Origin of the sequence: Burkholderia sp. NRF60-BP8, from assembly GCF_001522585.2 — a bacterium.
GTDB lineage: Bacteria > Pseudomonadota > Gammaproteobacteria > Burkholderiales > Burkholderiaceae > Burkholderia.
On record NZ_CP013373.1, the window covers coordinates 390,240 to 413,079 of the forward strand.

Below are 22,840 nucleotides of genomic sequence, written 5' to 3' on the forward strand. Positions count from 1 at the left end.
CGCGCGCCGCCGGCGCCGGCTCCCCCAGCCGGTTTGCCCTATAATCAAGCGTTTTGCGGGGCAGCCAATCGGCGTCCGGCCCCCATTTTCTTTCGCAGCAAGCACAGAATAGGCGTCGCGGCCCTGGCGTCGCGCACAGTCATGTCAGCCATAGAAATCCGTCACGTCAAGAAGCGCTACAAGTCGCTTCAGGCGCTCAAGGGCGTCAGCCTGTCGGTCGAGGAAGGCGAGTTTTTCGGTCTGCTCGGCCCCAACGGCGCAGGCAAGACCACGCTCATCAGCATCCTCGCCGGGCTCGCCCGGGCCGACGAAGGCAGTATCTCGGTGCTCGGTCACGACGTCGTCCAGGACTTCCGCAGCGCGCGCCGCGCACTCGGCGTCGTTCCGCAGGAGCTCGTTTTCGACCCGTTCTTCACCGTTCGCGAGACGCTGCGGATCCAGTCCGGCTATTTCGGGCTGCGCCGCAACGACGACTGGATCGATGAAGTGATGGCCAATCTCGATCTCACCGAGAAAGCCGACGCGAACATGCGCGCGCTGTCGGGCGGGATGAAGCGCCGCGTGCTCGTCGCGCAGGCGCTCGTGCACCGGCCGCCCGTGATCGTGCTCGACGAGCCGACCGCCGGCGTCGACGTCGAATTGCGCCAGACGCTGTGGAAATTCATCTCGCGCCTGAATCGCGAGGGTCACACGATCGTGCTGACCACCCATTACCTCGAGGAAGCCGAGTCGCTGTGCGACCGCATCGCGATGCTGCGCCGCGGCGAAGTCGTCGCGCTCGACCGCACCGACGCGCTGCTGCGCCGCTTCGCGGGCCTGCAGCTGTACCTGCGGTTCGCGACGGGCGCGCTGCCGGCCGAGCTGCGCGGACTGGAAACCGACCCGGCCGCGCGCGCGCCGGGCGAGCACCTGCTGCGCCTCGCGAGTTACGACGAGGTCGAACGCATCCTCGCGCAATGCCGCGCGGCGGGCTGCACGTTCGACGAGATCGAGGTCCGCAAGGCCGACCTCGAGGACGTGTTCGTCCAGGTGATGAACGGGGCCGAGGTGATCGAGGGTCTGGCATGAATCAACACTACCCACGCGAACTGCGTTCGCTGTCGTCCGAGGGGACGGCCCGGCGCGTGCCGGGAAGCGGGTTCCGCACGCTGTTCTACAAGGAACTGCTGCGTTTCTGGAAGGTGTCGTTCCAGACGGTGCTCGCGCCGATCGTCACCGCGCTGCTGTATCTGACGATCTTCGGCCATGCGCTGTCGGGCCGCGTCGAGGTCTATCCCGGTGTCGAATACGTGAGCTTTCTCGTGCCGGGCCTCGTGATGATGAGCGTGCTGCAGAACGCGTTCGCGAACAGCTCGTCGTCGCTGATCCAGTCGAAGATCACCGGCAACCTCGTGTTCATGCTGCTGCCGCCGCTGTCGTATCGCGACATCTTCGGCGCGTACGTGCTCGCGTCCGTCGTGCGCGGGCTCGCGGTCGGCGCGGGCGTGTTCGTCGTGACGATCTGGTTTATCCCGATGCACTTCGCGGCGCCGCTGTTCATCATTGCGTTCGCGCTGCTCGGCTCGGCGATCCTCGGCACGCTCGGCCTGATCGCCGGGATCTGGGCCGAGAAGTTCGACCAGCTCGCCGCGTTCCAGAACTTCCTGATCATGCCGCTGACGTTTCTGTCCGGCGTGTTCTATTCGACGCACTCGCTGCCGCCCGTGTGGCGTGAAGTGTCGCGTCTCAACCCGTTTTTCTACATGATCGACGGCTTCCGTTTCGGGTTCTTCGGCGCGTCCGACATCAACCCGTTCGCAAGCCTCGCGATCGTCACCGGTTTCTTCGTGCTGCTCGCGCTGATCGCGATGCGGCTGCTCGCGACCGGCTACAAACTGCGTCATTGATATCGACAGGCCGCGGCCGCCCTTGGGCGGCGCGCGCCGACAGGAGCCTTACACCATGTTGCCGACTCCCGAACAGGTCAAGCAATACATCGCCGGCGGTCTCGCCTGCACGCATCTGGAAGTCGAAGGCGACGGCCAGCATTTCTTCGCGACGATCGTGTCGGCGGCCTTCGAAGGCAAGCGGCCGATCCAGCGGCACCAGCTCGTCTATGCGGCGCTCGGCGATCGCATGAAGCAGGAAATTCACGCGCTCAGCATGAAGACGCTGACGCCCGCCGAATGGCAGAACGCATAAACGGAAATCACTGAGTGCAAGTCACCGCCAACGAGCGCGACGCCGTCCAGAGCGTCGCCACGGCACACCCGGCCGCCAACGGGGAATCGCAGGGACAGGGGATGGACAAGCTGGTGATCGAAGGCGGTCGCCGGCTGTCCGGCGAGATCGTCGTGTCGGGCGCGAAGAACGCGGCGTTGCCGATCCTGTGCGCGGGGCTGCTCAGCGCCGAGCCGGTCGAGCTCGACAACGTGCCGAACCTGAAGGACGTGCGCACCACGCTGAAGGTGCTGAACCAGATGGGCGTGAAGAGCGAGACCGACGGCTGCCGCGTGCAGCTCGACGCGTCGCGCGTCGACAACCTCGTCGCACCGTACGAGCTCGTGAAGACGATGCGCGCGTCGATCCTCGTGCTCGGGCCGCTGCTCGCGCGCTTCGGCGAGGCGAAGGTGTCGCTGCCGGGCGGCTGCGCGATCGGCGCGCGGCCGGTCGACCAGCACATCAAGGGCCTGCAGGCGATGGGCGCCGAGATCAGCATCGAGCACGGCTTCATCGAAGCGCGCGCGAAGCGCCTGAAGGGCGCGCGCATCGTCACCGACATGATCACGGTGACGGGGACCGAAAACCTGCTGATGGCGGCGACGCTCGCCGACGGCGAGACGGTGATCGAAAACGCCGCCCGCGAGCCGGAAGTGAGCGATCTCGCACACTTGCTGGTCGCGATGGGCGCGAAAATCGACGGCATCGGCACCGACCGCCTCGTGATCCAGGGCGTCGAGCGGCTGCACGGCGCGCGCCATTCGGTGATCCCCGACCGCATCGAGGCCGGCACGTTCCTGTGCGCGGTCGCGGCGGCCGGCGGCGACGTGACGCTGACGGGCGTGCGCCCGCACATCCTCGACGCGGTGATCGACAAGCTGCGCGAAGCGGGCGTGTCGATCGAGGAAGGTGACAGCTGGCTGCGCGTGAAGATGGACCGCCGCCCGTCGGCGGTGACGATCCGCACGTCGGAATACCCGGCATTCCCGACCGACATGCAGGCGCAGTTCATGGCCCTCAATACGGTCGCGACGGGCACCGCGCAGGTCGTCGAAACCATTTTCGAGAACCGCTTCATGCATGTGCAGGAGCTGAACCGGCTCGGCGCGAACATCACGATCGACGGCAACACGGCGCTCGTGACGGGTGTCGAGAAGCTGTCGGGCGCGAACGTGATGGCGACCGACCTGCGTGCGTCGGCGAGCCTCGTGATCGCCGGGCTGCGCGCCGACGGCGAAACGCTCGTCGACCGCATCTATCACCTGGACCGCGGCTACGACCGCATGGAAACCAAACTGACCGCCGTCGGCGCGAACGTGCGCCGCCTTTCCGGGAGCCAAGCATGAGCGCGCCGCTGACCCTCGCCCTGTCGAAGGGCCGGATTTTCGAGGAAACCCTGCCGTTGCTGGCCGCCGCCGGCGTGCAGGTGGCCGAGGATCCGGAAACGTCGCGCAAGCTGATCCTGCCGACGACCGATCCGAACCTGCGCGTGATCATCGTGCGCGCGAGCGACGTGCCGACCTACGTCGAATACGGCGCGGCCGATTTCGGCGTGGCCGGCAAGGACGTGCTGGTCGAGCACGGCGGCTCGGGCCTGTACCAGCCGATCGATCTGAACATTGCGCGCTGCCGGATGTCGGTGGCCGTGCCGGCCGGTTTCGACTACGCGAACGCGGTGCGCCAGGGCGCGCGCCTGCGGGTCGCGACCAAATACGTCGAAACGGCGCGCGAACACTTTGCCGCGAAGGGCGTGCACGTCGACCTGATCAAGCTGTACGGCTCGATGGAGCTGGCGCCGCTGGTCGGGCTGGCCGATGCGATCGTCGACCTCGTCAGCTCGGGCGGCACGCTGAAGGCGAACAATCTGGTCGAGGTCGAGGAGATCATGGCGATCTCGTCGCGCCTCGTCGTGAACCAGGCCGCGCTGAAGCTGAAGCGCGCGGCGCTCAAGCCGATCCTCGACGCGTTCGAACGCGCGTCGCAGAATGGCGGTTGAGCGCATCACCGTAACGGAACTCCCATGTCCATCACCATCCGCAAGCTCGATTCGACGAACGAAGACTTCGGCGCCGCGCTGCGCGCCGTGCTCGCGTTCGAGGCGAGCGAAGACGAAGCGATCGAGCAATCGGTCGCGCAGATCCTCGCCGACGTGAAGTCGCGCGGCGACGCCGCGGTGCTCGAGTACACGAACCGCTTCGACCGGCTGAGCGCGGACAGCGTCGCCGCGCTCGAACTGCCGCAGGACGCGCTGCAGACGGCGCTCGACGGCCTCGCGCCGAAGGCGCGCGCGGCGCTGGAAGCCGCCGCGGCGCGGGTGCGCGCGTACCACGAGAAGCAGAAGATCGAGTGCGGCACGCATAGCTGGCAGTACACGGAAAGCGACGGCACGGTGCTCGGCCAGAAGGTCACGCCGCTCGACCGCGTCGGCCTGTACGTGCCGGGCGGCAAGGCCGCGTATCCGTCGTCGGTGCTGATGAACGCGATTCCCGCGCGCGTCGCGGGGGTCGGCGAGATCGTGATGGTCGTGCCGACGCCGGACGGCGTGAAGAACGACCTCGTGCTCGCCGCGGCGCTGCTCGGCGGCGTCGATCGCGTGTTCACGATCGGCGGCGCGCAGGCGGTCGGCGCGCTCGCGTACGGCACGGCGACGGTGCCGGCCGTCGACAAGATCTGCGGCCCCGGCAACGCGTACGTCGCGTCGGCGAAGCGCCGCGTATTCGGCACGGTCGGCATCGACATGATCGCCGGGCCGTCGGAAATCCTCGTGCTGTGCGACGGCACGACCGATCCGAATTGGGTCGCGATGGACCTGTTCTCGCAGGCCGAGCACGACGAACTCGCGCAGTCGATCCTGCTGTGCCCGGACGGTGCGTTCCTCGATCGCGTCGAGAAGGCGATCGACGAGCTGCTGCCGACGATGCCGCGCCAGGACGTGATCCGTGCGTCGCTCGAGGGGCGCGGCGCGCTGATCAAGGTGCGCGACATGGCCGAGGCGTGCCGGATCGCGAACGACATCGCGCCGGAACACCTCGAGATCTCGGCGCTGGAGCCGCAGCAATGGGGCCAGCAGATCCGCCATGCGGGCGCGATCTTCCTCGGCCGCTATACGAGCGAAAGCCTCGGCGACTACTGCGCGGGGCCGAACCACGTGCTGCCGACGTCGCGCACCGCGCGCTTCTCGTCGCCGCTCGGCGTGTACGACTTCATCAAGCGCTCGAGCCTGATCGAGGTCAGCGCGGAAGGTGCGCAGACGCTCGGCGAGATCGCGTCCGAGCTCGCGTACGGCGAAGGGCTGCAGGCGCATGCGAGGAGCGCAGAGTTCCGGATGAAGGGCTGACCGCGCATGGTGCGCGGGGCCGGGCGGGCGCGCAGGCGCCGGCACCGGCGGCCCCGGATCGACGCAGGAGACGAGTGCAGGGCGGCAGCCGCCGCCTTGCCGACCATTTGACGCCGGCGCGACGCACGCCGGCTTGAGACCATGACGACGCCACAAGACATCATTCGCCGCGACGTGCTCGCGATGACGAGCTACCCGGTTCCCGACGCGAGCGGATTCGTGAAGCTCGACGCGATGGAGAACCCGTATCCGCTGCCGGCGCCGCTCGCCGCGGCGCTTGGCGAGCGGCTCGCGCAGGTCGCGCTGAACCGCTACCCGGCGCCGCGCCCGGCCGCGCTGCTCGACAAGCTGCGCCACGCGATGCGCGTGCCGGCCGGTTGCGACGTGCTGCTCGGCAACGGTTCCGACGAAATCATCAGCATGATCGCGGTCGCGTGCGCGCGGCCGGGCGCGAAGGTGCTCGCGCCGGTGCCGGGCTTCGTGATGTACGAGCTTTCGGCGAAGCTCGCGCAGCTCGAATTCGTCGGCGTGCCGCTGAAGGCCGACCTGACGCTCGACGTCGACGCGATGCTTGCGGCGATCGAGGAGCACCGGCCGGCGATCGTCTATCTCGCGTATCCGAACAACCCCACCGGCACGCTGTACGACGATGCCGACGTCGAGCGGATCGTCGCGGCCGCGCGGCACAGCCTGATCGTGATCGACGAGGCGTACCAGCCGTTCGCGGAGCGCTCGTGGCTGCCGCGTGCCGCCGAGTTCGACAACGTCGTCGTGATGCGCACGGTGTCGAAGCTCGGCCTCGCGGGTATCCGCCTCGGCTATCTCGTCGGCTCGCCCGCCTGGCTGAACGAATTCGACAAGGTGCGCCCGCCGTACAACATCAACGTGCTGACCCAGGCGACCGCCGATTTCCTGCTCGATCACCTCGACGTGCTCGATGCGCAGGCGGCGCAATTGCGTGCGGAGCGCGCGCGCCTCGCGCAGGCGGTGGCCGCGCTGCCGGGCGCGACGGTGTTCCCGAGCGCCGGCAACTTCCTGCTGGTGCGCGTGCCGGACGCGGCTGCCGTGTTCGATGCGCTGCTCACCGAGCGGGTGCTGGTCAAAAACGTGAGTAAAATGCATCCATTACTGGCCGAATGCGTGCGGCTGACCGTCGGTTCTCCCGACGAAAACGCCCGCCTGCTGGCCGCCTTGAAACTCGCGCTGCCCGGTTGAGCCCAGGGCGCGGCGGCGCGCGACGATCAATCCCCATTTACATCAGACTCGATCAAGGAATTGCCATGCGTGTGGCGGAAGTCGTTCGCAATACCAGCGAAACGCAGATCCGTGTGAAGCTCGATCTCGACGGCACCGGCCGGCAGAAGCTGGCCACCGGCGTGCCGTTTCTCGACCATATGCTCGACCAGATCGCGCGACACGGTCTGGTCGATCTCGAGGTCGAAGCGCATGGCGACACGCATATCGACGATCACCACACGGTCGAGGACGTCGGCATCACGCTTGGCCAGGCCGTCGCGAAGGCGATCGGCGATCGCAAGGGCATCCGCCGCTACGGCCATTCGTACGTGCCGCTCGACGAGGCGCTGTCGCGCGTCGTGATCGACTTCTCGGGCCGGCCCGGCCTCGAATTCCACGTGCCGTTCACGCGCGCGCGGATCGGCACGTTCGACGTCGACCTGTCGATCGAGTTCTTCCGCGGGTTCGTGAACCACGCGGGCGTCACGCTGCACATCGACAACCTGCGCGGGATCAACGCGCACCATCAGCTCGAGACGGTGTTCAAGGCCTTCGGCCGCGCGCTGCGCGCGGCGGTGGAGCTCGACGAGCGCGCGGCGGGGCAGATTCCGTCGACGAAAGGAAGCCTCTGAACGTCCGAACGGACTGCGCTCGGGACAACCTCACGGCTTCGGCGCGCGGCGCCGGCTTGCGATGGATCTGCTCAAATCGTTCATTTCGCTGCTCGCGCTGATCAATCCGGTCGGCGCGGTGCCGTTCTTCCTGAGCCTGACGGCGCAGCAGACGGAAGCCGAGCGGCGGCGCACGATCCGGATCGCGTCGGTGTCGGTGTTCTGCGTGATGACGGTGACCGCGCTGCTCGGGCAGCAGATCATCCACTTCTTCGGCATTTCGGTCGGATCGCTCGAAGTCGGCGGCGGGATCATCATGCTGCTGATGGCGATCAACATGCTCAACGCGCAGATCGGCAACACGCGATCGACGCCCGAGGAGCGCGACGAAGCCGAGCTGAAGGACAACATCGCGGTCGTGCCGCTGGCGATTCCGCTGCTCACGGGCCCCGGCTCGATCAGCACGGTGATCGTCTATGCGGCGAGCGCGCATCACTGGTATGAGCGGGCCGGGCTGGTCGCGATCGGCGCGGCCCTGGCTTTTCTGTGTTTCGTCGCGATGCGGCTCGCCGAGCCGATCGCGAACTGGATCGGCCGCACCGGCATCAACATCGCCACGCGGCTGATGGGTCTGATGCTGTCGGCGCTGGCGGTGGAATTCATCGTCAATGGACTGAGGGCGCTACTGCCTGCACTGAGATGAAAACTTCGATTGCGATTGTGGATTATGGGATGGGCAACCTGCGCTCGGTCGCGCAGGCGCTCAAGAAGGCGGAACCGGCCGCCGACGTGGCGATCGTCGACACGCCGGCCGCGATTCGCGCGGCCGACCGCGTCGTGCTGCCCGGCCAGGGCGCGATGCCGGACTGCATGCGCTGCCTCGGCGAATCGGGGCTGCAGGAAGCGGTGATCGAAGCGTCGCGCACGAAGCCGCTGCTCGGCGTGTGCGTCGGCGAGCAGATGCTGTTCGACTGGAGCGCGGAAGGCGACACGAAGGGCCTCGGGCTGCTGCCCGGCAAGGTCGTGCGCTTCGAGCTCGACGGCCGGCTGCAGGACGACGGCTCGCGCTTCAAGGTGCCGCAGATGGGCTGGAACCGCGTGCGCCAGGCGCGGCCGCACCCGCTGTGGGACGGCGTGCCCGACGACGCGTATTTCTACTTCGTGCACAGCTATTACGTGACGCCGGACAACCCGGCGCACACGGTCGGCGAAACGGCCTACGGCGCGCCGTTTACGTCCGCGGTCGCGCGGGACAATCTCTTCGCGACCCAATTCCACCCCGAGAAAAGCGCGGAGGTCGGGTTGCGTCTGTATCGCAACTTCGTACACTGGAAACCGTAAACGTGGTGCGCGAGCCACAGTCGATCTGGCCGAACGGCCTGTCGCGCGGGGCTTGCCCGCTTAAGCGCCGATAGAGTTGTACTAAACTAGCGAGACGGCGCGGCACCGGTTTGGCCGGTACGCGCCGGATTCTTTTCATTTTCCACGACGACACCCGATTGCTATGTTGCTGATTCCGGCCATCGACCTCAAAGACGGTCAGTGTGTGCGCCTCAAACAGGGCGATATGGACCAGGCCACGATTTTCTCCGAGGACCCGGCGGCGATGGCCCGCAAGTGGGTCGATCTCGGCGCCCGGCGGCTCCATCTCGTCGACCTGAACGGCGCATTCGCCGGCAAGCCGAAGAATCTCGAGGCGATCGAAGCGATCCTCGACGAAGTCGGCGACGAAATCCCGGTGCAGCTCGGCGGCGGCATCCGCAGCCTCGAGACGATCGAGAAGTATCTCGACGCCGGCCTGTCCTATGTGATCATCGGCACGGCCGCCGTGAAGAATCCGGGCTTTCTGCAGGACGCATGCACCGCGTTCGCGGGCAACATCATCGTCGGGCTGGACGCGAAGGAAGGCAAGGTCGCGACCGACGGCTGGAGCAAGCTGACCGGCCACGAAGTGATCGATCTCGCGAAGAAGTTCGAGGACTACGGCGTCGAATCGATCGTCTACACGGACATCGGCCGCGACGGGATGCTGCAGGGCATCAACATCGACGCGACCGTGAAGCTCGCGCAGGCGGTCGGCATCCCGGTGATCGCGAGCGGCGGCCTGTCGAACCTCACGGACATCGAGAGCCTGTGCGAAGTGGAAGAGCACGGCGTCGAAGGCGTGATCTGCGGCCGTGCGATCTACTCCGGCGATCTCGATTTCGCGGCCGCGCAAAAGCGCGCGGACGAACTGAACGGCGAACTCGACAACGCGTAACCGCGGTCGTCGCGTTCGCCGGGGCTGCCCGCGAGCAGCCCCGACCGGAAGCCTCGCGCGAGGCTTCCGCAACCGGCCGTCCCAGCGCGGCATTTGGCGCAACATCATGGCTCTAGCTAAACGCATCATCCCCTGCCTGGACGTGACTGCCGGGCGTGTCGTCAAGGGCGTCAATTTCGTCGAGCTGCGCGACGCCGGCGACCCCGTCGAAATCGCCCGCCGCTACGACGAGCAGGGCGCCGACGAACTGACTTTCCTCGACATCACCGCGACGTCCGACCAGCGCGACCTGATCCTGCCGATCATCGAAGCCGTTGCGTCGCAGGTGTTCATTCCGCTGACCGTCGGCGGCGGCGTGCGTGCCGTCGAGGACGTACGGCGCCTGCTGAACGCGGGTGCGGACAAGGTCAGCATGAATTCGTCGGCGGTCGCGAATCCGCAGCTCGTGCGCGACGCGGCCGACAAGTACGGCTCGCAGTGCATCGTCGTCGCGATCGACGCGAAGCGCGTATCGGCGGACGGCGAGACGCCGCGCTGGGAAGTGTTCACGCACGGCGGCCGCAAGAACACGGGCCTCGACGCGATCGAATGGGCGCGCAAGATGGCCGAGCTCGGCGCGGGCGAGATCCTGCTCACGAGCATGGACCGCGACGGCACGAAGTCGGGCTTCGACCTCGCGCTCACGCGCGGCGTGTCGGACGCGGTGCCGGTGCCGGTGATCGCGTCGGGCGGCGTCGGCTGCCTGCAGGATCTCGCGGACGGCATCAAGGACGGTCGCGCCGACGCGGTGCTGGCCGCGAGCATCTTCCACTACGGCGAGCACACGGTCGGCGAGGCGAAGCGTTTCATGTCCGACCAGGGCATCCCGGTGAGGCTGTGATGAATACCGAAACGAAATCCCTGCCCGCGTGGCTCGACAAAGTCCGCTGGGACGACAACGGCCTCGTGCCGGTGATCGCGCAGGAAGCGTCGACGAACGACGTGCTGATGTTCGCGTGGATGAATCGCGAGGCGCTCGCGAAGACGATCGAGACCCGGCGCGCGGTCTATTATTCGCGGTCGCGCAAGCGCCTGTGGTTCAAGGGCGAGGAGTCGGGCCACGTGCAGCACGTGCACGAGGTGCGGCTCGACTGCGACGAGGACGTCGTGCTGCTGAAGGTCGAACAGGTGTCGGGCATCGCGTGCCACACCGGCCGGCATTCGTGCTTCTTCCAGAAATTCGAAGGCACCGTGGACGGCGGCGACTGGGTCGCGGTCGAGCCGGTGCTGAAAGACCCCGAACACATCTACAAATGACGCAATCGACCGAAGACACGCTGCTGCGCCTCGCGGCCGTGATCGATAGCCGCAAGGGCGGCGATCCCGATCAATCGTACGTGTCGCGCCTGTTCCACAAGGGCGACGACGCGGTGCTGAAGAAGATCGGCGAAGAGGCGACGGAAGTCGTGCTGGCCGCGAAGGACGTGCGCCAGGGCGGCGCGCCGAGCGCGCTCGTCGGCGAGGTGGCCGACCTGTGGTTCCACTGCCTCGTGATGCTGTCGCATTTCGACCTGAGCCCGGCCGACGTGATCGCCGAACTCGAGCGCCGCGAAGGCTTGTCGGGCATCGAGGAAAAAGCGCTGCGCAAGCGCCGCGAGCGCGAGGAAAACGGCGGGTGACGCACAGGCCCCGCCGCGGTGGCAACAGTGCGGTAAGCTGTAAGAATTGTCATCTGACGGGGGTAGCATCATGAACGAAACGTCGAACCAGTTTCCGACGCCGGCGGTGCCGGGAGCAGCCGATGCCGAACGCCTGAACGGGCTGCGCACGCTGACCCACGTGCTGTACGGCCTCTATGCGATTCACTGGCTGACGGGCGGTGTCACCGGCATCGTCGCGATCATCATCAACTACGTGAAGCGCGGCGACGTGGCCGGCACGCCGTACGCCGATCACTTCGAGTGGCAGATCCGCACGTTCTGGCGCGCGCTGATCGCTTACGCGATCGGGATCGCGCTGCTGTTCGTCGCGGTCGGATTCGTCGTGATGTTTGTCACATGGATTTGGACGCTGTACCGTATCATCAAGGGTTGGCTGTACCTGAACGACAACAAGACGCTCGATCCGCAGGCGTGGTTCTGACCGGCCGCGCGCGGGCGTTTGCAGGAGCAACATGAGTCACGATCCGAATTGCCTGTTCTGCAAGATCGCGGCAGGCGAGATCCCGAGCACGAAGGTGCACGAGGACGACGAATTCGTCGCGTTCCGCGACATCCGCCCGGCGGCCGAGACGCACGTGCTCGTGATTCCGCGCCGGCACGTGCCGACGCTGTCGGCGGTGGGCGACGCCGATGCGCCGATGCTCGGCCGGCTGATGCTGCTCGTCGCGCGTCTGGCCGACCAGCTCGGGGTCGCGTATACGGGCGGCGAAACCGGTTTTCGCACGGTGATCAACACGGGCCCGGGCGGTGGGCAGGAGGTCTACCACCTGCACGCGCATATCCTGGCCGGCCCGCGCCCGTGGCAACGGATGGGTTGACGACGCGGGGCGTTTCCCCGCATCCGATAGTCGAAGCCGGCGCGTCGCCGGCGATTTGCGCCGCATCGCGGCGTGGTTGAGGAGAGGTTTCATCATGGGTGGATTGAGCATTTGGCACTGGCTGATCGTGCTGCTGATCGTCGCGCTGGTTTTCGGTACGAAGAAGCTGCGCAACATCGGCAACGACCTCGGCAGCGCCGTGAAGGGTTTCAAGGACGGCATGAAGGAAGGCGAAACGCCGGCGGACGCGCAGCAATTGCCGCGTTCGGGCACGGTCGACGTCAACGCGAAGGAAACGACGCGTTCCGATTCGAACAAGGCGTAACGCCGGCACGCTGACAGGCATTCGCGATGCTGGATCTCGGTCTTTCGAAGATGGCGCTGATCGGCGTCGTCGCGCTCGTGGTGCTCGGCCCCGAGCGCCTGCCGCGCGTCGCGCGTACGGCCGGCGCGCTGTTCGGCCGCGCGCAGCGGTACATCAACGACGTGAAGGCCGAGGTCTCGCGCGAAATCGAACTCGACGCGCTGCGGACGATGAAGACCGATTTCGAATCGGCCGCGCGCAATGTCGAGACGACGATTCACGACAACCTGCGCGAGCACGAGAAGGCGCTGAACGACACGTGGCATTCCGCGGTCGGCGGGGTCAACGAAGGCTCGGTCGATGCCGGCACGTACGGTAGCGACACGCCCGCGGCGCCGTCGTGGCGTGGCGGCAGTTCTGCGGCGCTTGCGCCGAAGCGTCGCAACTGGCGCATCAAGCAGGCGGCGACGCCTGTCTGGTACAAGCGCGCGACGACCCGCCGCACCCACGTGCAGTCGGGCGCCGCACGCGTCGCGCGCCACCAGCCGGCCAGCCTGCGCCGGCCGACGCGCTTCTTCTGAGTCGAGCGCATGCTCGCTCGTCAATCCTACCGAGGGCCGGTGTGAGCGACCCCCAGCAGAACCCGGGCGACGCCCCGGAAGAAACCTTCATTTCCCATCTCGTCGAGCTTCGCGATCGCATCATTCGCGCGGGGCTGGCCGTGATCGTCGTGTTCCTCGGGCTCGTCTACTGGGCGCCCGACATCTTCAGGCTGCTCGCGCGGCCGTTGATGGAGAACCTGCCGAAAGACGGCAAGATGATCGTCACCGACGTCACCGGCTCGTTCTTCGTGCCGATGAAGGTCACGATGCTCGTCGCGCTCGTGATCGCGCTGCCGATCGTGCTGTACCAGATCTGGGCGTTCGTCGCGCCTGGGCTGTACCAGCACGAGAAGAAGCTCGTCACGCCGCTCGTCGGCAGCAGCTACGTGCTGTTTCTGTGCGGGATGGCATTCGCGTACTTCCTCGTGTTTCCGACGATCTTCCGCGTGATGGCGCACTACAACGCGCCGCTCGGGGCCGAGATGACGACCGACATCGACAACTACCTGAGCTTCGTGCTCGGGATGTTCATCGCGTTCGGCGTCACGTTCGAGGTGCCGATCGTCGTCGTGCTGCTCGTCCGGATGGGCGTGCTGTCCCTGAAGAAGCTGAAGGAAATGCGACCGTACGTGATCGTCGGCGCATTCGTGGTCGCGGCGGTCGTCACGCCGCCGGACGTGTTCTCGCAACTGATGCTGGCGCTGCCGCTCGTCGTGCTGTTCGAGATCGGGCTGCTGGCCGCGCGGTTCTTCGTGCCGAAGAAGCCGGCGGAAGAGGGCGAGGCGGGGAACGGCGAAGCCGCGGGTTGACGGCGCGGCGCCGGGCGGCTTTTCCGGTCAGGCCGGAGGGGCCGGTACCCGTGATTGGCCGCCAGCCAGCACATGCCAACGCGGCCTTTCCGGCACCGGACATCGTTCGAAGCAAAGCAAAAGGGCAGCCAGCCGGCTGCCCTTTTTCATTTCCGCGCCGCATCAAATCGCATCGCGAACGGCAAGCGGCGTGCCGCCCGCCGCGCCTCATTCGGTGTCGCTGTCCTGCTCGTCGAGCGTCTGCTTCGGCGGCGGCGGACGCTTGCCGATCACGACGTTCACGTCGAACTGCTTGCCCTTGCGGACGACGTGCACCTTGGTCGGCGTACCCGGCTTGATTTGCGCGACGACGTTCAGCAGCTTCGTCGTGTCGGTGATGTCCTCGCCGTTGACGCTCACCAGGATGTCGCCCGGCTTGATGCCGGCCTTGTCGGCGGGGCCGCCCTGCAGCACGCCCGCGACGATCGCGCCCGATTTCTGCTGGAGCCCGAACGACTCGGCGATTTCCGGCGTGACGTCCTGCGGCTCGACGCCGATCCAGCCGCGCGTGACCGAGCCGGTCGTGATGATGCTTTCGAGCACCGTGCGCGCGGTCGACACCGGAATCGCGAAGCCGATGCCGAGCGAGCCGCCCGAGCGCGAGTAGATCGCCGTGTTGATACCGAGCAGGTTGCCGTTCACGTCGACCAGTGCGCCGCCGGAATTGCCGGGGTTGATCGGCGCGTCGGTCTGGATGAAGTTCTCGAACGTGTTGATGCCGAGGTGGTTGCGGCCGAGCGCGCTGATGATCCCCATCGTCACCGTCTGGCCGACGCCGAACGGGTTGCCGATCGCGAGCACGACGTCGCCGACGCGCGACTGGTCGGAGCGGCCGAGCGTGATCGTCGGCAGGTTCGTCATGTTGATCTTCAGCACCGCGAGATCGGTTTCGGGATCGCTGCCGATCACTTTCGCGGTGGCCGTGCGGCCGTCGGCGAGCGCGACTTCGATCTGGTCGGCGCCGTCCACGACGTGCTGGTTCGTTAGAATGTAACCTTCAGGGCTCACGATGACGCCGGAGCCGAGGTTGGCGGCCGGCTCGTCCTGCTGCTTGCGGGCGTTGCGGTCGCCGAAGAAGTAACGGAACAGCGGATCCTTTGCGCGCGGGTCGGGCGGCAGCGAGCCGTCCTTGCTGGAGAACACGTTGACGACGGCCGGCATCGCCTTCTGCGCGGCTTCGGCATACGACGTGGTCGCCGGTGCGCCGCCGATGCCCGGCGCGACTTCGCGCAGCGCGACGATCGGCGTGGCGAGCTGCTTGCCGAGCTGTCCTTGCCGTTGCAGCCATTGCGGCTTGAGCGTCACGACGATGAACATCAGCGCGAGCAGTACGGTCACCGCCTGCGCGAAGAACAGCCAGAAGCGTCTAAGCATCTGAATGGATTAGAGGTTTATATGGATCGGATCGAACTTGAATTGTACTTGAACAATACCCTTGAAACCGCGCGCTTCAAGGACTATTGCCCGAACGGCCTCCAGGTCGAAGGGCGTCGCAAGATCGAGAAGATCGCCACCGGCGTGACGGCGTCGGTCGCGCTCCTCGAAGCCGCGCTCGAATGGGGGGCGGATGCCGTGCTCGTCCATCACGGCTATTTCTGGCGCAACGAGGCGCCGCAGATCACCGGCCGCAAGTATCAGCGCCTGAAGCTGCTGCTCGCGAACGACCTGAACCTGTTCGCGTTTCACCTGCCGCTGGACGCGCATCCCGAGTTCGGCAACAACGCGCAGCTCGGCGAAAAGCTCGGCCTGATCGGCGAGCAGCGCTTCGGCGAAGGCGACTTGGGCTGGATGGCGACGCTGCCGATGCCGGTCACGCTCGAGCACTTCGTCGCGAAGGTGGAGCGCACGCTCGGCCGCACGCCGCTCGTGCTCGGCGACCCGGACACGCAACTGCGCCGTATCGCGTGGTGCACGGGCGCCGCGCAAAGCTATTTCGACGCGGCGATCGATGCCGGCGCGGACGTGTTCCTGACCGGCGAGGTGTCCGAATCGACCACGCACGCGGCGGCGGAGAGCGGTGTCGCGTTCGTTGCGGCGGGGCACCATGCGACCGAGCGCTACGGAATTCAGGCGCTGGGGCGCCACTTGTCCGAAGAATTCGATCTCGAACACCTTTTTATCGATATTCATAATCCGGTCTGAGCGACGGATTTGCGGCAGCGCATCGAAATTCGACAATGTAGCATCTGCTTAAAAGAGAAATGATTTAATCGCTCCGATAGTGGGGGATAACCCTTAACTATCAATCACTTCGAAGGGATTTTCATCGCCGGGCCTTGTAAATGGCGACTCCATTCGCGCAAACTAGCGGCGGAATGAAAAGTCGTGACGGAAAATCCAACTCAGAAGTGGGGCGTGTGATGCGAGACAAGGAAGAGAAACGCGTCGACAGCGGCCGCCGTACCTGGCTGATTGCGACATCCGTAGCAGGTGGCGTAGGAGGCGTAGCCACCGTCATACCTTTCGCGGCGTCGCTCGCGCCGTCCGCGAAAGCGAAAGCGGCCGGTGCACCGGTCGAGGTCGATATCAGCGGCCTGAAGCCCGGCGAAATGGTCACCGTGCCGTGGCGCGGCAAACCCGTCTGGATCCTCAATCGCACCGATTCGATGCTGGCCGACGTGGTCAAGGCCGACAAGGAAGTGGCCGATCCGACCACGAAATCCCCGTATTCGATGCCGTTGCCCGCGTATTGCGCGAACGAATATCGCGCGCGGGCCGATCGCAAGAACATTCTCGTCGTGATGGCCGTGTGCACGCACCTCGGCTGCACGCCTAGCCAACGCTTCACGCCGGGTCCGCAGCCGAACCTGCCGGACGACTGGCCGGGCGGTTTCCTGTGCCCGTGTCACGGTTCGACCTACGACCTCGCCGGCCGCGTGTTCAAGAACAAGCCGGCGCCTCAGAATCTCGACATCCCGCCCTACATGTTCACGTCGGCGACGACCCTCGTGATCGGCAAGGACGAGAAAGGAGAAGCGTGATGGCCGTCGACAACAAGGAAGTCTCCACGACAGGTTTCACCGGCTGGATCGATCAGCGCTTCCCGCTCACGTCCACCTGGAAGAAGCACGTATCCGAATACTACGCGCCGAAGAACTTCAACTTCTGGTACTTCTTCGGCTCCCTCGCGCTGCTGGTGCTCGTCAACCAGATCGTCACGGGCATCTTCCTGACGATGAACTACAAGCCCGACTCGACGCTCGCGTTCGCGTCGGTCGAGTACATCATGCGCGAGGTGCCGTGGGGCTGGCTGATCCGCTACATGCACTCGACCGGTGCATCGATGTTCTTCGTGGTCGTCTACCTGCACATGTTCCGCGGGCTGCTGTACGGGTCGTACCGCAAGCCGCGCGAGCTCGTGTGGATCTTCGGCTGCGCGATCTTCCTGTGCCTGATGGCCGAGGCGTTCTTCGGCTATCTGCTGCCGTGGGGCCAGATGTCGTTCTGGGGCGCGCAGGTGATCGTGAACCTGTTCTCGGCGATCCCGTTCGTCGGCCCGGACCTGTCGCTGTGGATTCGCGGCGACTACGTCGTGTCCGACGTCACGCTGAACCGCTTCTTCGCGTTCCACGTGATCGCGATTCCGCTCGTGCTGGTCGGGCTCGTCGTCGCGCACCTCGTTGCGTTGCACGAAGTCGGGTCGAACAACCCGGACGGCATCGAGATCAAGGCGAAGAAGGACGAGAACGGCATTCCGCTCGACGGCATCCCGTTCCACCCGTACTACTCGGTGCACGACTTCCTCGGCGTGTGCGTGTTCCTGATGGTGTTCGCGCTGATCGTGTTCTTCTCGCCGGAGATGGGCGGCTACTTCCTCGAGGCGAACAACTTCGTCCCGGCGAACCCGCTGCAGACGCCGCCCGAGATCGCGCCGGTCTGGTACTTCACCGCGTTCTACGCGATGCTGCGCGCGACCACCGACCCGTTCAAGATCGTGCTGATGATCGTGATTGCGCTGCTCGGCGTGCTCGCGCTGATCCGCGCGCGCGGCAAGTGGAAGGTCGGGTTGCCGGTGCTCGCCGCCGCGATCGTCGTGTTCATGTACCTGACGGAGTCGAAGTTCTGGGGCGTCGTCGTGATGGGCTCGGCGGTGATCACGCTGTTCTTCCTGCCTTGGCTCGACCGCAGCCCGGTGAAGTCGATCCGCTACCGGCCGCTGTTCCACAAGGTGTTCCTGGGGATCTTCGTCGCGGCGTTCCTGACCCTCGCGTTCCTCGGCACGCGCCCGCCATCGCCGGCGGCGACGCTGATCGCGCAGGCCTGTGCGTTGATCTACTTCGCGTTCTTCCTCGGCATGCCCGTCTGGACGCCGCTTGGCACGTTCAAGCAGCCGCCGGAACGGGTGCGCTTCAAGCCCCATTAACGTGAGCGAGGAGAGAACGACATGAAGAAACTGCTTTCGACGCTCGCGCTGATCGGGGCGACCGCCTGTGCGTTGCTGGCGGTGCCGGCCGCGCGGGCGGAGGGTAATTTTCCGCTCGACCGGGCGCCCGATAACACGGAAAATCTCGTTTCGCTTCAGCACGGCGCGCAATTGTTTGTAAACTATTGCCTGAACTGCCACAGCGCGAACCTGATGCGCTACAACCGTCTGACGGATCTGGGCATATCCCAGAAGGAGATCGAAAAGAATCTCCTGTTCACGACCGACAAGGTCGGGAACACGATGTCCGTCGCGATGCGGCCCGACGACGCGAAGAACTGGCTCGGCACCACGCCGCCCGACCTGTCGGTCGAGGAGCGCGCGCGCGGCCGCGACTGGCTGTACACGTATCTGCGCAGCTTCTACCGCGACGATACGCGGCCGACCGGCTGGAACAACGCGGTGTTCGAGAACGTCGGCATGCCCCATGTGTTGTGGCAACTGCAGGGGCAACGCGTAGCCAAATTCGAAGACAAGACGGACGAGGAGACGGGCGAGAAGGTCCACACGCTCGTCGGCTTCCAGCAGGTCACGCCGGGGACGCTGTCGTCGCCCGACTACGATGCTGCGGTGGCCGACCTGGTGGCCTATATGACATGGATGTCCGAGCCGGCCCAGCAGACCCGCAAGCGCCTCGGCGTGTGGGTGCTGATCTTTCTCGGTGTCCTGACTTTCCTGGCCTGGCGGCTGAATGCCGCGTACTGGAAAGATATCAAGTAAACACGCCTGACCGGCGTGGGGCCGGCGCAAGGCGGAACCCGTGAAAGGGGTTTCGCCGCGTGCCGGCCCTCGGCTTTTTTGAGGAAACGCAAATATGATGGTTCTGTATTCCGGCACAACTTGCCCGTTCTCCCAGCGTTGCCGGCTGGTGCTGTTCGAGAAGGGCATGGACTTCGAAATCCGTGACGTCGACCTGTTCAACAAGCCGGAAGACATTTCGGTGATGAACCCGTACGGTCAGGTGCCGATCCTGGTCGAGCGCGACCTGATCCTGTACGAATCGAACATCATCAACGAGTACATCGACGAGCGCTTCCCGCACCCGCAACTGATGCCGGCCGACCCGGTGCAGCGCGCGCGTGCGCGCCTGTTCCTGCTCAACTTCGAGAAGGAGCTGTTCGTCCACGTCAGCACGCTCGAGAACGAGAAGGGCAAGGCGGCGGAGAAGAATCACGAGAAGGCCCGCCTCGCGATCCGCGATCGCCTGACGCAGCTCGCGCCGATCTTCGTGAAGAACAAGTACATGCTCGGCGAGGAGTTCTCGATGCTCGACGTCGCGATCGCACCGCTGCTGTGGCGCCTGGATCACTACGGCATCGAGCTGTCGAAGAACGCCGCGCCGCTGATGAAGTATGCCGAGCGGATCTTCAGCCGTCCGGCCTACATCGAAGCACTGACGCCGTCCGAAAAGGTCATGCGTCGTTAACGTTGCAATGAAGGCATGACGGAGCGGGCGGCGCGGCGTGCCGCGTGCCCGCTCCGGGTTCGAGGATTGTGATGCAAGAGATTTCAACGAAGCCTTATCTGCTGCGCGCGTTGTACGAGTGGTGCACCGATAACGGTTACACGCCGCATATCGCGGTGAGGGTCGACAACTCGACGCGCGTGCCGCGTCAGTTCGTGCGTGACGGCGAGATCGTGCTCAACATCAGCTTCGAGGCGACGAGCCAGTTGCAGATGGGCAACGAGTGGATCGAGTTCACGGCCCGGTTCTCCGGGAAGGCGCACAAGATCGAGATTCCGGTTGCCAACGTGCTCGCGATCTATGCGCGCGAGAACGGGCAGGGCATGGCGTTCCAGGTCGATGCGGTCGCAGGCGAAGGCGAGGATTCGGGCGCGTTCGACGATGACGCCGTGCCGGCCGATGACGCGCAGCGCGACGAGTCCGTCTCGCCGTTGGCGCCGGTCGCCGACAGCGGCGCGAACGAGGAGCCGTCCGAAGGGGCCGACGAACCGCCGAAAACCGACGGCGACGGCTCGAAAGGCGGCAGCAGACCTCGCCTCAAGATCGTGAAATGAGGTAGAATCTCGCGCTACGCCGGCTTAGCTCATCTGGTAGAGCAGTTGATTTGTAATCATCAGGTGGCGGGTTCGAGTCCTGCAGCCGGCACCAACACCGAAGCGGGTTCCAGCAATGGAACCCGCTTTTTTTTGTTCTACAAAGTTCGCGCTGTTCTACAAACGTTGGCGGTCACGGGGACTGGGAGTCGTACGCTACGTGGGCACCAACCTTACTTTGTGGGCTTGTGGTAGACGTTCAGAGCCATGTGTCGGACGCCATAGTTCTGTCCTGAGTCGTGTTGGATATCGGTCGCGAACGCCAACCGTTGGCGTATTCCTGACCACTCGAATGCAGCACCAATACCGTTCTGATGGAGGTGCTCTGACCACGAATTCATGCGATCAACTGCATTCTTCGACTGGACGTAGACCAAAATCCCGCCCTTATTATTTTCGGGGCGGGCGTTGCTGTAGCGTTCAGTGAGTTGTAACCATCCTCCCCAAAGGTAAGCAGGGCCATTGTCGATCTTGGCTTCGCCCAACCACTTGAAGTTTGGTTTCCAGCGACTTTCAACTACAACGTCGCAATGACCGCCATTGTCTGGATCGTGGTTCGCAATGTACCCAACCGTCTTGAGTTGACCCACGATTGCAATGGTGATCGCGTCTTCGCTCGCCTCGCAATAGTGGCTCTTATTGTCTTCGAGCCGGCCGAAGATCTCATCGAGATCGTCATGCAACACCGAAACGAACTCGGCGTAAGTGTCCGCCGCCGCCCGCTCTAGAGCGCGATCTCCATAGGACGCGAGGCGCAAGAGTGCTCTGGCAGTACGCACATCCACGCGCTGCCCCCCTGCAAGTTCGTTGTCGCTCATACCGGTGCTGTGAGCTCCTTTGCAAGGTCAGACGGAGCAAAGGAAAGGAAAATTCGAGTTTCGAACTCCTTGTCTGGCTCACCGGTCATGGGATGGAAGAACTCTCCGTTATTAAGTGTGTACTTAATTTCTGAATTGGGTAGTTCGAATACCTGGTCGTCTTCGTCTATGTACTCATAGACTGGGTCGAGCAGGTGTAGATCGTGACCAATCAGATACTGGACAACTCCGGCCACAACGGTTTGGTCTGCAATCGAACGCTTCTCAGCCATCTGTTGGATCAGCCCGAACGAAATTCGATTCGTCTCCCGAGCTCGATGCGCGAGAAAATCGACGAGCGCGCCGCACAGAACGCCCTCAGGGCGGTCCTGCCAGACGTCCTTAACGCGATCTAGCGCCTCGTCGATTCGCATGATGGTCAGCAATGGTTGAGCAGTGTGTCGATGGTTTGCCGGAACAAGTCTTCTGTAAGGCAACCGTCCACAACCGCAAGGTACAGTTCACCTTTCGGCTTTGAAAGCTCCCGGAAGTTTCCGGGCAGCGACAGCGTAGGCAAGATCTCGCCGAACTTCTTAGTAGAGTCGCCGAACTTAACAGATATCTTGAACGGCGTGATGTTCGGGACCGCAACTTTGCCGCCCTTGTGAAACAGCTCTTTCCGCAAGTCCGAATCTCGATCGCGCATACGCTCGGTCTTGACCGAGTTCGTCGGGGTCTCGAAGCCAAGCTCGACAACACGGCCTGCCTTCGCATCGGAGTATAGGCTATGGATCGCGGGAAAAAAATTGACCCGATTGCCTAGCAACGGAGCGCCGCCTGGTCCATGAACGAGTGCGTTAAGCTCGTTTGTGAGCTGTTGGGCGCAGATTTCGCCGAATTCGATGTTGTTTGTGCTCGGTACATCGAGCCGAAGTTCCACTCTCTTGCCATTCGGCGAGACCACGACCGCATCTGCGCACTGCTTGAAGATCTTGCGGACGACGATGAATTCGTCGAACCCGGCAAACGCCTTTTGAACTGCCTCCGAAACTTCGTCCTGCCTGTACTTGATACGCTCATCGATGTACCGGCCGGACAGAAAAGTCAACGCGATAGACCCATCGTCGAGCTCTGACCGTCCCGTGAAAGTAGGTCGAGTGGGGATGTCTGCGAGCTCCGAATCGGACAGGAAATAGGGGAACCGTTGCGAAGCTGTGGTTTTCGCAGGCTTCGCCTTGCTCACCAAGTTCCAAAGCACTTCGCGATCGGCTTTGGCTGGCTGGTGAACGCGAATGTAGCGTTCACCACCGACCAACTGATCCGCATACAGTCCACTCAGCAGAGGATTGAGTTTTGCCAACGGCAACCCGACGACGCCGGCAAGTACGTCTCTTCGGAAGAGATCCCAGCTACGGTTCGGGATCCCACCGCCGCCCTCGACAACGGCCCTAACGTACCCGAACTTCGTTGCCTTTCTCAAATTTGAGATAAGCTGCTCGACTGTTTCCGTATCTTTGCTCATATTTTGTATTGTTGTTCAGCGTGTGAAATGTTTCTGACGCACTCTGAGAGGCAAGAGTGCGGTTGCTTTGGAAACCAAGCCAGTATCAACGCACAACCCAAACAAGTAGGCAACGTTGGTTCCAG

The 22,840-nt window shown here is 64.5% G+C and carries 29 protein-coding genes and 1 tRNA gene; 26 read left to right on the plus strand and 4 right to left on the minus strand.

Going from position 1 to position 22,840, the window contains the following annotated elements; translation table 11 throughout:
- Positions 1-141 precede the first annotated feature (141 nt).
- The 19 genes from WS54_RS14905 (at position 142) to tatC (ending at position 13,876) form a co-directional block, all read left to right on the plus strand.
- The gene (locus WS54_RS14905; RefSeq protein WP_034209771.1) at positions 142-1,068 is read left to right on the plus strand and encodes an ABC transporter ATP-binding protein; all 927 of its coding nucleotides are present in this window, start codon (positions 142-144) and stop codon (positions 1,066-1,068) included.
- On the plus strand, positions 1,065-1,886 hold the full coding sequence (locus WS54_RS14910; RefSeq protein ID WP_236872790.1) for an ABC transporter permease: 822 nt from the start codon (positions 1,065-1,067) through the stop codon (positions 1,884-1,886). The genes WS54_RS14905 and WS54_RS14910 overlap by 4 nt, the downstream gene beginning before the upstream one ends.
- Positions 1,887-1,941: 55 nt before the next feature.
- On the plus strand, positions 1,942-2,181 hold the full coding sequence (locus WS54_RS14915) for a BolA family protein (protein ID WP_006477131.1): 240 nt from the start codon (positions 1,942-1,944) through the stop codon (positions 2,179-2,181).
- A 14-nt stretch (positions 2,182-2,195) separates the two neighbouring features.
- A complete protein-coding gene (murA, locus tag WS54_RS14920) occupies positions 2,196-3,545 on the plus strand; it encodes a UDP-N-acetylglucosamine 1-carboxyvinyltransferase (protein ID WP_059780304.1) in 1,350 nt (449 codons plus the stop codon).
- Positions 3,542-4,195 (plus strand): ATP phosphoribosyltransferase, encoded by a 654-nt coding sequence (hisG, locus tag WS54_RS14925; protein ID WP_034209773.1) that lies wholly within the window; start codon positions 3,542-3,544, stop codon positions 4,193-4,195. The genes murA and hisG overlap by 4 nt, the downstream gene beginning before the upstream one ends.
- 24 nt (positions 4,196-4,219) lie before the next feature.
- On the plus strand, positions 4,220-5,536 hold the full coding sequence (gene hisD / locus WS54_RS14930) for a histidinol dehydrogenase (protein ID WP_034209774.1): 1,317 nt from the start codon (positions 4,220-4,222) through the stop codon (positions 5,534-5,536).
- A 141-nt stretch (positions 5,537-5,677) separates the two neighbouring features.
- Positions 5,678-6,751 (plus strand): histidinol-phosphate transaminase, encoded by a 1,074-nt coding sequence (gene hisC / locus WS54_RS14935; RefSeq protein WP_034209775.1) that lies wholly within the window; start codon positions 5,678-5,680, stop codon positions 6,749-6,751.
- A gap of 65 nt (positions 6,752-6,816) precedes the next feature.
- Positions 6,817-7,404: an imidazoleglycerol-phosphate dehydratase HisB gene (gene hisB, locus WS54_RS14940; protein ID WP_011546606.1), complete on the plus strand. Its 588-nt coding sequence runs from the start codon at positions 6,817-6,819 to the stop codon at positions 7,402-7,404.
- Between the two features lie 61 nt (positions 7,405-7,465).
- Positions 7,466-8,086, plus strand: coding sequence for a YchE family NAAT transporter (locus WS54_RS14945; RefSeq protein ID WP_034209776.1), 621 nt, complete (start codon positions 7,466-7,468; stop codon positions 8,084-8,086).
- Entirely contained in the window at positions 8,083-8,724 is a 642-nt protein-coding gene (gene hisH, locus WS54_RS14950) for an imidazole glycerol phosphate synthase subunit HisH (protein WP_059780303.1), read from the plus strand. The genes WS54_RS14945 and hisH overlap by 4 nt, the downstream gene beginning before the upstream one ends.
- Before the next feature lie 163 nt (positions 8,725-8,887).
- Positions 8,888-9,643: a 1-(5-phosphoribosyl)-5-[(5-phosphoribosylamino)methylideneamino]imidazole-4-carboxamide isomerase gene (hisA, locus tag WS54_RS14955; RefSeq protein WP_059780302.1), complete on the plus strand. Its 756-nt coding sequence runs from the start codon at positions 8,888-8,890 to the stop codon at positions 9,641-9,643.
- A 106-nt stretch (positions 9,644-9,749) separates the two neighbouring features.
- Entirely contained in the window at positions 9,750-10,523 is a 774-nt protein-coding gene (hisF, locus tag WS54_RS14960) for an imidazole glycerol phosphate synthase subunit HisF (RefSeq protein WP_059499735.1), read from the plus strand.
- Positions 10,523-10,939 (plus strand): phosphoribosyl-AMP cyclohydrolase, encoded by a 417-nt coding sequence (gene hisI / locus WS54_RS14965; RefSeq protein WP_059780301.1) that lies wholly within the window; start codon positions 10,523-10,525, stop codon positions 10,937-10,939. Before hisF ends, hisI begins: the two co-directional genes overlap by 1 nt.
- Positions 10,936-11,301 carry a phosphoribosyl-ATP diphosphatase gene (locus WS54_RS14970; protein WP_011546603.1) on the plus strand — a complete coding sequence of 122 codons (366 nt, stop codon included), beginning with the start codon at positions 10,936-10,938 and terminating at the stop codon, positions 11,299-11,301. Before hisI ends, WS54_RS14970 begins: the two co-directional genes overlap by 4 nt.
- A 70-nt stretch (positions 11,302-11,371) precedes the next feature.
- The gene (locus WS54_RS14975) at positions 11,372-11,764 is read left to right on the plus strand and encodes a DUF4870 family protein (RefSeq protein WP_034209778.1); all 393 of its coding nucleotides are present in this window, start codon (positions 11,372-11,374) and stop codon (positions 11,762-11,764) included.
- A 31-nt stretch (positions 11,765-11,795) separates the two neighbouring features.
- Entirely contained in the window at positions 11,796-12,161 is a 366-nt protein-coding gene (locus WS54_RS14980; RefSeq protein WP_034209779.1) for a histidine triad nucleotide-binding protein, read from the plus strand.
- Positions 12,162-12,255: 94 nt separating this feature from the next.
- Entirely contained in the window at positions 12,256-12,486 is a 231-nt protein-coding gene (gene tatA / locus WS54_RS14985; RefSeq protein ID WP_034209780.1) for a Sec-independent protein translocase subunit TatA, read from the plus strand.
- A 26-nt stretch (positions 12,487-12,512) separates the two neighbouring features.
- The gene (gene tatB, locus WS54_RS14990) at positions 12,513-13,046 is read left to right on the plus strand and encodes a Sec-independent protein translocase protein TatB (protein ID WP_059780300.1); all 534 of its coding nucleotides are present in this window, start codon (positions 12,513-12,515) and stop codon (positions 13,044-13,046) included.
- Between the two features lie 41 nt (positions 13,047-13,087).
- Complete coding sequence (gene tatC / locus WS54_RS14995; protein WP_034209782.1) at positions 13,088-13,876, plus strand: twin-arginine translocase subunit TatC; 789 nt, start codon at positions 13,088-13,090, stop codon at positions 13,874-13,876.
- A 207-nt stretch (positions 13,877-14,083) separates the two neighbouring features.
- Here tatC and WS54_RS15000 read toward each other — a convergent pair whose 3' ends face one another.
- The gene (locus WS54_RS15000; RefSeq protein ID WP_034209783.1) at positions 14,084-15,289 is read right to left on the minus strand and encodes a Do family serine endopeptidase; all 1,206 of its coding nucleotides are present in this window, start codon (positions 15,287-15,289) and stop codon (positions 14,084-14,086) included.
- A gap of 21 nt (positions 15,290-15,310) precedes the next feature.
- Between WS54_RS15000 and WS54_RS15005 the strand changes: the two genes are divergently transcribed.
- From WS54_RS15005 to WS54_RS15035, 7 genes are all read left to right on the plus strand, one after another.
- Positions 15,311-16,057, plus strand: a complete 747-nt coding sequence (locus WS54_RS15005; protein ID WP_034209784.1) for a Nif3-like dinuclear metal center hexameric protein — start codon at positions 15,311-15,313, stop codon at positions 16,055-16,057.
- A 218-nt stretch (positions 16,058-16,275) separates the two neighbouring features.
- On the plus strand, positions 16,276-16,896 hold the full coding sequence (gene petA, locus WS54_RS15010) for a ubiquinol-cytochrome c reductase iron-sulfur subunit (RefSeq protein ID WP_034209785.1): 621 nt from the start codon (positions 16,276-16,278) through the stop codon (positions 16,894-16,896).
- On the plus strand, positions 16,896-18,278 hold the full coding sequence (locus WS54_RS15015) for a cytochrome b (protein WP_034209786.1): 1,383 nt from the start codon (positions 16,896-16,898) through the stop codon (positions 18,276-18,278). Before petA ends, WS54_RS15015 begins: the two co-directional genes overlap by 1 nt.
- 21 nt (positions 18,279-18,299) lie before the next feature.
- Positions 18,300-19,058 (plus strand): cytochrome c1, encoded by a 759-nt coding sequence (locus tag WS54_RS15020; RefSeq protein WP_034209787.1) that lies wholly within the window; start codon positions 18,300-18,302, stop codon positions 19,056-19,058.
- A gap of 94 nt (positions 19,059-19,152) precedes the next feature.
- Entirely contained in the window at positions 19,153-19,764 is a 612-nt protein-coding gene (locus WS54_RS15025) for a glutathione S-transferase N-terminal domain-containing protein (protein WP_006400565.1), read from the plus strand.
- A gap of 71 nt (positions 19,765-19,835) precedes the next feature.
- Positions 19,836-20,357 carry a ClpXP protease specificity-enhancing factor gene (locus WS54_RS15030; protein WP_027809263.1) on the plus strand — a complete coding sequence of 174 codons (522 nt, stop codon included), beginning with the start codon at positions 19,836-19,838 and terminating at the stop codon, positions 20,355-20,357.
- Positions 20,358-20,375: 18 nt separating this feature from the next.
- A tRNA-Thr gene (locus WS54_RS15035) sits at positions 20,376-20,451 on the plus strand.
- 118 nt (positions 20,452-20,569) lie between these two features.
- Here WS54_RS15035 and WS54_RS33655 read toward each other — a convergent pair.
- Genes WS54_RS33655 through WS54_RS15050 form a run of 3 tightly spaced genes read right to left on the minus strand, consistent with a single transcriptional unit; the run spans position 20,570 to position 22,715 of the window.
- Positions 20,570-21,214, minus strand: a complete 645-nt coding sequence (locus WS54_RS33655; RefSeq protein WP_043887533.1) for a hypothetical protein — start codon at positions 21,212-21,214, stop codon at positions 20,570-20,572.
- Positions 21,211-21,627: a hypothetical protein gene (locus tag WS54_RS15045; RefSeq protein ID WP_155646976.1), complete on the minus strand. Its 417-nt coding sequence runs from the start codon at positions 21,625-21,627 to the stop codon at positions 21,211-21,213. Before WS54_RS15045 ends, WS54_RS33655 begins: the two co-directional genes overlap by 4 nt.
- Positions 21,628-21,632: 5 nt before the next feature.
- On the minus strand, positions 21,633-22,715 hold the full coding sequence (locus WS54_RS15050) for a hypothetical protein (protein ID WP_059780298.1): 1,083 nt from the start codon (positions 22,713-22,715) through the stop codon (positions 21,633-21,635).
- Positions 22,716-22,840 lie beyond the last annotated feature (125 nt).